This is a genomic window from Microbacterium sp. NPDC097977 (assembly GCF_040302605.1).
Lineage (GTDB): Bacteria > Actinomycetota > Actinomycetes > Actinomycetales > Microbacteriaceae > Microbacterium.
Map to the genome: position 1 here is coordinate 1 of NZ_JBEOUR010000098.1, position 10090 is coordinate 10090.

Here is a 10090-nt window from a genome sequence, read left to right on the forward strand (position 1 = left end):
GTGGGAGATCGCGATCGACTACCTGACCCGCGTCGGCCACATGTGCGACGACAAACGCCAGGAGTTCATGCTGCTGTCCGACGTGCTCGGGGTGACCAACCTCGTCGAGCAGCTGGAATCCAGGCGCACGAACAGCGGCGCGACCCCGACGACGGTGGTCGGCCCGTTCCACATGGTGGAGAGCCCCGCTCGCGCGCTCGGCGACCAGATCCTCGATGTCACGCAGGGCGATCCGTGCTGGATAGAGGGGACCATCACCGACATGCAGGGTCGACCGATCGCCGGTGCGACCGTCGATGTCTGGCAGGCTAACGACGACGGCTTCTATGATGTCCAGATCCTCGACACCGTGGACGTCGGAGTCGGTCGAGGGCTCTTCACGACCGACGACGACGGCCGATACTGGTTCCGCTCCGTCGTGCCGGCCCCCTATCCCATCCCCACCGACGGACCGGTGGGCGAGCTGCTCAACGCCACGAACAGGCATCCCAATAGGCCCGCGCACATCCACTTCATCGGCGACGCGGACGGATTCCTGCCGATCACCACTCACGTCTTCGTCGAGGGCAGCCCGTGGCTCGACTCCGATGCTGTGTTCGCGGTGAAGGACAGCCTCATCTTCCCGTTCCCCTGGATCGATGATCCGGCAGAGGCCGCAGCGAAGGGCCTGCCCAACCCCTTCCGCTCGCTCCGGTTCGACATGGTGCTGCCGTCTCCGCGCGATCCGGGTGCCGCGGAGGACAGCTGATCTCGACCGAGCAGATGCCGCAGGCATCGTCATCGCCATTCGCCAAGTAGAGGGACGAGGAACATGTCACATCCATTCGCACACATCTTCAAGAATGTCTTCCAGGTTGCATACGTCGCCGACGATCTGGAGCGAGCGACCCGGTGGTTCCGAGACAACATGGACACCCCGGAATGGACATTCATCTCGGGAATGCGCGCGGTCGACTGCGTGGTCGATGGCGAACCGGCCCCCCTGTGGGAGATCGACGTCGCCGTCGTGAACGTGGGTACGACGAACATCGAGATCATCAGGCCGGTGGCCGGGCCCGTCGGGATGTACGCCGACCACATCGACTCCTCCAAGCCCGCCACCTTCCACCATCTCGGCATGCTCGTTGAAGACATGGAGGAAACCACCGCGAGTCTCGAGGCGTACGGGAAGCGCTGGACGACGGCGTTCGAGAGCCCCGGCTTCGGCCTCGTCGCCTACGCCGATTTCTCGAGGGAGCTGGGGCACTACGTCGAGGCTCTGCAGTTGGCTCCGGAAGGCAAGGAGTTCTTCGCCGACCTCGCGAAGAAGTCCGGTTACTAGAGGTCGACGCGTGACATCGCATCGTAGACAAGGGTTTCGGGACGATCGTCCCGCTGAACGAACGGAGAAGGACATGGGACAGCTTTCCGGCAAGGTCGCCATCATCACAGGAGCGGCGCAGGGGATGGGCGAAGCGCACGCTCGCCGATTCGTGGCAGAGGGGGCGCGCGTGGCACTGACCGACGTCAACACTGAACGCGGTCAGGCGCTGGCTGACGAGCTGGGCCATGCGGCGCGCTTCTGGACGCACGATGTGTCGAATCTTGCAGACTGGGTCCGGGTGGTCGCCGAGGTCGCGGAGGCTTTCGGCACCCCGACCGTCCTCGTGAACAACGCGGGGATCATCGGTCCGGTTGAGACCACCGTGGAGATCAGCGAGGAGAGTTACCTTCAGGTCATAGCCATCAATCAGCACTCTCAGTTCTACGGCATGAAGACGGTGATCCCGTACATGCAGCGAGCGGGTGGCGGCTCCATCGTGAACATCTCATCCAGCGCGGGCATGATCGCCGTCGTCGGCTCGCCCAACCTGGCGTACGTGGCGAGCAAGTTCGCCTCGAGAGGAATGACCAAGCACGCCGCGGTGCAGTACGGCCCCGATGGAATTCGAGTGAACTCGGTGCACCCGGGGTACATCATGACCCCCATGATGGCCGCAGCAATGGGCGAGAACGGCGCAGGCGCTGGTGCAGGGGTGCCTCTTCGGCGTCCGGCCGACCCCGACGAAGTGACCAGCATGGTGCTTTTCTTGGCGTCCGACGGCGCGTCGTACGTCACCGGCACCGAGCTGGTCGTCGACGGAGGACTCCTCGCGGGGTGACCGCGCCGACGCTCCGTGCTCGTGGCGGATCATCGCACGGATCTCGCGATGCCTTCACACAGGGTGCGCTGACGCGAGGGCGAATCCTCGCTCTCATTCGCCCTCACGGTACTCCGATTGTTCGGATCTAACGAGGCCGCATTCAGGGGCCGCGAACTGGGCGTCAAGAATGCTGCGTTCGGCAGCAGCGGAGAATCTTTCGCTGTAGCGCAGATTCACGCTGACTTCTCTTTGTTGCTATACCCCGGCCTGCGGCGATAGTCATGAACTATGTACAGGCAGGAAATCGATATATCACAGAATGTTCACCTGTGCCATACGGTTAAATTCCACCGGACACGAGGCAGTGCCCCGGCCGCACCATCCATAGTGCTGTTGTTCACATTCAAAGATGAAAGAGGACGAAGTGAAGTTTGCAATGAAGCCGCTTCTAGTGGTCGTGTCTGCGTCGGTTTTGGTTTTGTCGGGTTGTTCGTCGAGTGGTGGCCCTTCTGCTTCGGGTGGTGAGGGAGAATGTGCGTTCACGGTCGGTTGGTCGACGTGGTCGATGAACATCTCGTATTACCAGGGCGTCAAGCAGGGGCTCGAGGACGAGGCGGAGAAGGCCGGTGCGTGTCTTGTCGTGACGAATGCGCAGCTCGATGCGGCGCAGCAGTTGACGGATGCGCAGAATCTTATTGCTCAGGGCGTGGACTATCTGGCGATCACCGCGGTGGATGGGAAGGCGATGATCCCGATCGCGGCGGAGGCGAACGCTGCCGGCATCCCTGTGGTGGCCGTGTGCGATCTGATCCCTTCGGACAAGATCGACCTCAATCTCGGAATGGCTCATCAAGAGGTCGGCCAGGTGCAGGCTGATGAGATCGCCGAGTTCCTCAAGGCGAAGTATGGAGAAGTCCGCGGCAAGGTGGTCGATGTGCAGGGTGTGCCGGGCACGGATGCCACGGAGCGGCGTGCCACTGGTCTCAAGGAACTCGTCGAGAAGTATCCCGGGGTCGAGGTGGTCTCCACTGTGTCCGGGGAATGGACGCAGGAGGGCGCAAACAAGGTGATGACGGATGTGCTTCAGGCTCATCCCGATATCGATGCGGTGCGTGCGGCCAGCGACGACATGTCGGCGGGCGTGCTGCGTGCTATCGAACTGGCCGGGCGGTTGAAGCCGGTGGGTGATCCGGAACATATCTGGGTGGGTGGCGGTAATGGGGACCCGGTCGCGGTCGACAACATCAGGAAGGGTTATCAGGATATGACCGTCGTGATCAATCCGCTGGGTATGGGCGAGTACCTGTTCGCGCAGATCAAGGCTCTGCGGGAGGACGGGACGCCGTTGCCGACGTCCTACGAGCAGCCGAGTTTCACGCTGACTCCGGAGAATATCGACACTCCGGAAGCAACGGAGAAGGGCCTGTGGGCAGATCGGATCGGTAAGTGAGCAGTAACTCGTCGCTCTCCACGCCGCGCAGCGCGGTGTCGCTGCGCGGCGTGGAGAAGAGCTTCGTCGGTGTGCGGGCGCTGAAGGGCGTGGATCTCGAGCTTCTCGAGGGTCGCGTCACTGCGCTTGCGGGAGAGAACGGGGCGGGGAAATCGACGCTGATCAAGATTCTGGCGGGAGCGATCTCTCCTGACGCGGGTGAGGTGAGCATCTTCGGGAACAGTGTCGACAGCGATCCTCTGGCGGTGATCCGGGCTGGTGTCAGTGTGATCTACCAGGAGCTCACATGTGTCCCTGAGATGACGGTGACCGAGAACCTGTTCCTCGGCGAGATGCCGAGTGCCTTCGGGTTCGTGAGTAAGCGCGCGGCGCTCGTTCGTGCTCGCACTGCTCTGGCACGGGTGGGTCTGTCCCATGTGGACCCGGACGCGGCGGTGGGGTCGCTGAGCATGTCGGAGCGTCAATTGGTCGAGATCGCCCGGAGCCTTGCCCGGGACGCGCGCGTGCTGGTGTTCGACGAGCCGACGTCATCGTTGCCCGAGAGCGAGGTGGAGATCCTCAAGCAGGTCATCCGGGGGCTCCGTGATGAGGGGCTGGCGATTCTCTATATCAGTCATCATCTTGCGGAGTTGTTCGATATCTCGGACGAGATCGTCGTCATGCGTGATGGTGCGGTGGTGGGGCACCGTCCTACGAGCGAGTGGGACGAATCGAGTCTGGTGAGCACGATGCTGGCGAAGTCTCTGGAGCGTGCGTATCCGTGGCAGGACCGTGAGCTCGGTGATGTCGTGTTCGAAGCGAAGGGCATCAACGCTCGACGCGTGAACGACGTGTCGATCGTGGTGCGTGAGCGTGAGATCGTCGGTCTCGTCGGTCTCGCCGGCGCGGGACGCACCGAGCTGATGAAGGCGGTGTCGGGTGCGGATGGCTCCGCGACCGGTGCTCTTTCGGTGCGTGGCAGGTCGCTTCGCGCGGGCAACATGGGGACCGCGCGGAGGATGGGTGTGGTCTACATTCCGGAGGATCGAAAGCGAGAGGGAATCGTTCCCGAGGCTTCGGTGGGAGACAACATCATCTATGGCAACTATTCGAAGGTGTCGAAGTGGGGATGGATAGTCCCTGGCTCCGCGCGGACGTTCATATCCGCGCAGATCAGCTCTTTCGATGTGCGGACCGACAGTCGTCGTCAACTCATCAGCCGATTGTCCGGCGGGAATCAGCAGAAGGTGATCCTGAGCCGGTTCACGGCTGGTGCCCTGTCGTTGCTGATGCTGGACGATCCGACGAGGGGCGTGGACGTCGGGTCGAAGTCGTCGATCTACGAGAAGGCCTTCGGCCTCGCTGCCGCGGGCGCGGGGATCCTCATGACCAGCTCGGATACCGACGAGGTCCTTGCGGTCAGCGACCGTGTGTACGTCATGAAGTCCGGACGGGTGGTCGCTGAAATCCACCGCAAAGACTACGACCGTGAAGCCGTGCTGGCCTTGGCCTCGCTCGGATGAAACTAGGAGAACCAATGCAAACGTCGACATCGGTGCCTGAAGTGAAGCGCCCGACAACCGAACCCCTGGGGACGCAGCCCACCCAGCGTGGGGGCCGCGAGTTCCTCGCGCGAGCATCCCGCAGTCAGATCCTCCCGATCTTCGTGGCGCTGCTGGCCGTCATCGCCGTGATGTCCGTCCTCTCGGACCGGTTCCTGAACGTCACCAATCTCACGAACGTCCTCGCGCAATCCGCCGTCGTGGGTGTAGCGGCCGTCGGCGCGACGTTCGTCATCATCACCGCGGGGATCGACTTGTCTGTCGGGTCCGCGATCGCATTGTCGGGGATCCTCGGCGGTCTGACGATGCAGGCAACTGGCGACGGGTTCCTGGGGATGATCGTCGTGTTGGTCGCGGCGACGCTGATCGGAGCGTTCAACGGGTTCTCCATCGCGTATCTCAATCTTGCCCCGTTCATCGTCACTCTCGCGACTCTCGGGATGGCGGCCGGACTGACCCTGCAGCTGAGCAACGGACAGCCGATCTTCGGTCTGCCGGAGACATTCAACTGGTTGGGGTCAGCGCGTGTCGCGGGAATCCCCGTGGCCGCGTTCGTCACGGTCTTCGTCTTCATCATCGGACACGTCATCCTCTCCCGCACCACCTTCGGTCACCGGGTCTTCGCGATCGGCGGGAACCGAGAGGCGGCCAGGCTCGCCGGCATCCGAGACAGACGCACCCTGTTCTACGTGTACACGTTCGCGGGACTGTGTGCGGGACTGGCAGGGATCCTGCTCGCGGGTCGCCTCAGCGCCACGACTCCCATCGCCGCGCAGGGACTCGAGCTCCAAGTCATCGCGGCTGTCGTGATCGGCGGAACGAGCCTGTTCGGTGGCAAGGGAAGCCTCCTCGGCACCCTCATCGGCGTGCTGCTCATCGGCTTTATCGGCAATGGCCTGACTCTGATGAACGTAGGAGTGTTCTGGGTGCAGTTCGTGCAAGCCGCCCTGATCTTCGTCGCGGTGCTCCTCGACTCCGTCAACAACCGCAGACTCGCCCGAGCACGGTGACGGCGGCGCTGCGCGGCCCCGAGATCACATCCGTCGTTCTCGGGCAAGAACGTCACGGCCCCCGCTAGACCCCGACTCCGTGTCCCCGACACTCACAAGACCGAACAGAAGGAGAACCAGATGATGAAGGCCCTGCGATACGCTTCCCAGGATCACCCCGTAGTGGATGAGATCGAGATTCCCGAGATCAGCGCTGACGAGGTACTGATCGCGTCCCGAGTGGTCGGCGTGTGCCACTCCGACATCGAACTCCTCGCAGGGCGGGCGATCATCCCCTTCAGCTATCCCTTGATCCCTGGCCATGAGTGGGCCGGAGAGGTTGCGAAGGTCGGTGAGAAGGTGACCGACTTCGTCGTGGGAGATCACGTCGTCGGCGAGTGCGTCATCGGGGACGATCATTTCGGCTGTTCCATCGATGGTGCGGCGGCGCAGTATTTCGTCGTCAAGGCGGAGTGGCTTCACAAGCTGCCCCCGGAGATGCCGTGGACCAACGGTGCTCTCGTGGAGCCGTTCAGCGTGGCGTACTACGCGCTGACGCGCGCCGGGAACATCAACGCGAGTGACACTCTCGTGCTGCTCGGCGCCGGACCGATCGGCCTTGCGGTGACGGCGGCGGCGGTCAAGATGGGTGCGCGCACGATCGTGGCGGACCCGAACCCGCATCGGCGCACAGCGGCGCTGAGCTTGGGAGCTGCGCACGCGGTCGCACCCGAGGAGCTGGATGAGCTGTTGGACGAACTCACCTCGGGACGTGGCGCTGATGTCGTGGTCGAGGCGAGTGGCCAGCCGACTGTGATGGCTCGTGCACTCGAACTCGTCGCCTTCGGTGGTCGGGTCGCCTTCATCGGCGTGGATGTGGGGCGAGAAGCTTCGGCGAAGCTCGGCCTGATCCAGTCCAAGGGGCTGAAGATCACGGGCTCCGTGGGGTCGCCGGGAGTGTGGCCCGAGACGATTCGATTCCTCGCGCAGAGCGGAATCGACCTCAGCCCTCTGGTCACGCACCGCTTCACGATCGACACCGCACTCGATGCGCTGGACGCGGCGCTCCACCCCGAGTCCACCATCAAGGCCCACATCGAGCTCGACAGCCCCGTGTTCGGTTGACTCTCCCGACGGCATCCTGAGCGAGCGGAGAAGAGAGGCGATGGAACGCGAAGCGGGTGGACGTTCGGGACCTCTGTCTTGGGGCGTCACGAGCAGAGTCAGGGGCGTCGAGCGTTTGCGGTTGCGAGGATCGCCAACTCAGCGCGCGTGCTCACCCCCGCCTTCCGAAGAATGTTCGAGACATGGAACTTCACCGTATTCGGGCTGATGGTGAGCTGGTCGGCGATGGCCCGGTTCCTCGCACCAGAGGCGACGAGCCGAAGCACTTCGCGCTCCCGTTGCGAGAAAGCGTCGTTGTCCGCCAACGGCTCCGGCATGGCGGGCGGATCGAGCGGTAGTCGCACCGCCATCGTCGAGCCCCAGCCGGCAGTGGCTGAGACGTCGAGGTCACCGCCCAGCGAAGAGACGCGCTCAGCGATGGGTCGAAGCGAGTCGTCGTGCACAGAGAGTTGCCCCGTCCCGTCATCGCGGATGCCGATCAGGAGGTTGAGACCATCGCAATCCCACTGGATGCGGACCCGTCGCGACTCGCCCTCGTCGACGAGGGCGAGCACAGCGCTCCGGACTATCGCTCGTGCAGCGAACGCCACATCGCCAGGCAGCGCCCGTCCGGTCGCGGGGGGTTCGACGAACTGCACGTCGAGGTCGCCGAACCTCACCAGCGGTCGCAGGTCGCTACGGAGCCTTGCGAATGCGCCCACCACGGGTTCGAACAGGGTGCTGGTCTGTTCGTCATTGGCCGTCCGCAACTCCACAAGGGTGGCTGCGGCGATGTCGGTCGCCATCGTCCGAGCGGCCCGGTCGTCCAATCGTGCTGAACGCAGAATGGCGAGGATCGACTCGAGGGCGACCGCGTGGCGGTCTGTCTGCTCGGCGAGCAGCCGCGACTGCTCGGCCAGCTCTCGGCGGGAGATCGTGTCGTCCGTCATGTCCCCACCCTACCCGCTACGTCTCTCCTACCCGTTCGGGTGGGAAGAACAGGCCGCGCGGGTAGGCACGCCAGAGGATCTCTGCACGAAGGATGAAGCTATGGACATTCTCGAATCAGGTGTCGGCTACGCGCTGATGCGCATCACGCAAGAACTGGACGACGTCGCCGACCAGGTCGCCACGAATGATCCCATGGCGCTCGCGCGCTTCTCGGAGCAGGTCGTCGAAGCCGGGCGCGTCTTCGTTCTGGGCGCCGGCCGTTCCGGTCTTGCGCTGCAGATGACGGCCATGCGGCTCATGCACCTCGGTCTGGATGTTCATGTGGTCGGGGAGGTCACCGCTCCGGCGATCGGAGCCGACGATCTGCTTCTTACTGCGAGCGGGTCGGGCACGACCGAAGGCATCGTGCGCAACGCTCGATCGGCGGTATCTGTCGGTGCCCGTGTCGCCGTGATCACCACCGCCGCGCAGTCCCCACTCGCCGCCCTGGCCTCAGCCTTGATCGTTGTGCCCGCCGCAGGCAAGCTCGACCGCTCGGAGTCGGCTTCGAATCAGTACGCCGGCAGCCTGTTCGAGCAGAGCGTCGTGTTGATCGGCGACGCCCTCTTCCACGCCCTGTGGAAGCGTTCCGGCCGAAGCGCCGATGAGCTGTGGCCGCGCCACGCCAATCTCGAGTGACGCCATCCATCGTTCTTCCTCCATCCCATCACTCCGACAAAAGGAACACAATGAAACTGCAGTTCGCCATGGACACCCTGACCACCGAGGCCGCTCTCGAACTGGCCGCCGCGGCCGCGCCGTATGTCGACATCCTCGAGCTCGGCACGCCCCTCATCAAGAGTGCCGGGCTCACAGCTGTGACCGCCATCAAGAACGCCCATCCCGACAAGATCGTCTTCGCCGACCTCAAGACCATGGATGCGGGTGAGCTCGAGGCGGAGATCGCCTTCACCGCCGGCGCCGATCTCGTGACAGTGCTCGGTGCGGCGGGCGACAGCACGATCGTCGGAGCGGTGAAGGCCGCGAAGAAGCACGGCAAGGGTGTCGTCGTCGACCTGATCGGCGTCGCGGACAAGCCGCAGCGTGCCAAGGAGGTGGTGGCGCTCGGCGTGGAGTTCGTCGAGATGCACGCCGGTCTCGATGAGCAGGCCGAAGTGGGCTTCACCTTCGACACCCTGCTGCGTGACGGTGAGTCCTCGGGCGTGCCGTTCTCTGTCGCCGGTGGCATCAACATCTCGACCATCGCCTCTGTGCAGAAGTCCGGCGCACAGGTCGCAGTCGCCGGTGGGGCCATCTACGGCGCAACTGACGTCAGCGCCGCGGCTGCGGAACTCCGCGCTGCCATCGTGTAGTCGGTCGGCGGGCGAATAATGCTCGGCGGCACTCCCCCGGGGGAGTGCCGCCGATGCTTGCCATCAGCGATGGCGTCGTCGGCCGGCATCGAGGGGGCGCGGGCGTCGGTGCCCGTTCATCCGAATCCGGCTGCTGCGCCCCCCACTCCGCGGGAATACGGGCGACACGCCCGGCGGGCGCCCATGATTTGCCGGAACCCCGGATCCCGCGTAACTTATTACTTGTTCGCCCCACAGGGAAGCGGAGAGGCCGAGAGCCTTACCCCCCTCAAGCGGAGAACCACCTCCACTCGATCAGCTCCTCGGAGAAGATCGCAGACACACTTCTGTCTGACCTGGAGCGTCCACCTCGGACAAGCGGTCGATTTGACAGCGAGTCTGAAACGGATAAGCTAGTGAAGTTGCCTCGGCGGCCTTAAGCCCCGAGCTGCAGATCTGGTTCTGATCATCACGGTGTGTCGAATTGACAGCCTGAATGACACAGATAAGATAGAGAAGTTGCCCTTCGGGCCTGGTTGTGATGACTGGGTCGTGGGAGCATCCGATCCTTGAGAACTCAACAGCGTGCACTTGTCAAATG

10 protein-coding genes are annotated in these 10090 nt (G+C 63.8%); 9 read left to right on the top strand and 1 reads right to left on the bottom strand.

The genetic code is table 11. The features are described from left to right. The 7 genes from ABTZ43_RS15775 to ABTZ43_RS15805 form a co-directional block, all read left to right on the top strand. Positions 1–748 (top strand): dioxygenase family protein (locus ABTZ43_RS15775; RefSeq protein ID WP_350539479.1); only part of this gene is annotated, 748 nt, incomplete at its 5' end. A gap of 63 nt (positions 749–811) precedes the next feature. Further along, positions 812–1321, top strand: a complete 510-nt coding sequence (locus ABTZ43_RS15780; protein ID WP_253386531.1) for a VOC family protein — start codon at positions 812–814, stop codon at positions 1319–1321. A 10-nt stretch (positions 1322–1331) separates the two neighbouring features. After that, the gene (locus tag ABTZ43_RS15785) at positions 1332–2141 is read left to right on the top strand and encodes an SDR family NAD(P)-dependent oxidoreductase (RefSeq protein ID WP_350539480.1); all 810 of its coding nucleotides are present in this window, start codon (positions 1332–1334) and stop codon (positions 2139–2141) included. A gap of 391 nt (positions 2142–2532) precedes the next feature. After that, a complete protein-coding gene (locus ABTZ43_RS15790; RefSeq protein WP_253386529.1) occupies positions 2533–3573 on the top strand; it encodes a sugar ABC transporter substrate-binding protein in 1041 nt (346 codons plus the stop codon). Continuing rightward, entirely contained in the window at positions 3570–5075 is a 1506-nt protein-coding gene (locus ABTZ43_RS15795; protein WP_350539481.1) for a sugar ABC transporter ATP-binding protein, read from the top strand. Before ABTZ43_RS15790 ends, ABTZ43_RS15795 begins: the two co-directional genes overlap by 4 nt. A 41-nt stretch (positions 5076–5116) precedes the next feature. Continuing rightward, the gene (locus ABTZ43_RS15800; RefSeq protein WP_253386527.1) at positions 5117–6124 is read left to right on the top strand and encodes an ABC transporter permease; all 1008 of its coding nucleotides are present in this window, start codon (positions 5117–5119) and stop codon (positions 6122–6124) included. Positions 6125–6286: 162 nt separating this feature from the next. Further along, entirely contained in the window at positions 6287–7228 is a 942-nt protein-coding gene (locus ABTZ43_RS15805; protein ID WP_253386526.1) for a zinc-dependent alcohol dehydrogenase, read from the top strand. A 98-nt stretch (positions 7229–7326) separates the two neighbouring features. Here the strand turns inward: ABTZ43_RS15805 and ABTZ43_RS15810 are convergent, their stop codons facing one another. Next, a complete protein-coding gene (locus tag ABTZ43_RS15810; RefSeq protein ID WP_350539482.1) occupies positions 7327–8157 on the bottom strand; it encodes a helix-turn-helix transcriptional regulator in 831 nt (276 codons plus the stop codon). Positions 8158–8257: 100 nt separating this feature from the next. Between ABTZ43_RS15810 and hxlB the strand changes: the two genes are divergently transcribed. Both hxlB and hxlA read left to right on the top strand, forming a co-directional pair. Continuing rightward, positions 8258–8836 (top strand): 6-phospho-3-hexuloisomerase, encoded by a 579-nt coding sequence (gene hxlB, locus ABTZ43_RS15815; RefSeq protein WP_350539483.1) that lies wholly within the window; start codon positions 8258–8260, stop codon positions 8834–8836. 50 nt (positions 8837–8886) lie between these two features. Continuing rightward, positions 8887–9510, top strand: coding sequence for a 3-hexulose-6-phosphate synthase (gene hxlA / locus ABTZ43_RS15820; protein ID WP_253386523.1), 624 nt, complete (start codon positions 8887–8889; stop codon positions 9508–9510). Positions 9511–10090 lie beyond the last annotated feature (580 nt).

Bases quoted from the DNA above. Each gene is read 5' to 3' on its own strand.
- hxlA (WP_253386523.1), top strand. From the start codon at position 8,887: ATGAAACTGCAGTTCGCCATGGACACCCTGACCACCGAGGCCGCTCTC.
- ABTZ43_RS15790 (WP_253386529.1), top strand. From the start codon at position 2,533: ATGAAAGAGGACGAAGTGAAGTTTGCAATGAAGCCGCTTCTAGTGGTC.
- ABTZ43_RS15780 (WP_253386531.1), top strand. From the start codon at position 812: ATGTCACATCCATTCGCACACATCTTCAAGAATGTCTTCCAGGTTGCA.
- ABTZ43_RS15810 (WP_350539482.1), bottom strand. From the start codon at position 8,157: ATGACGGACGACACGATCTCCCGCCGAGAGCTGGCCGAGCAGTCGCGG.
- hxlB (WP_350539483.1), top strand. From the start codon at position 8,258: ATGGACATTCTCGAATCAGGTGTCGGCTACGCGCTGATGCGCATCACG.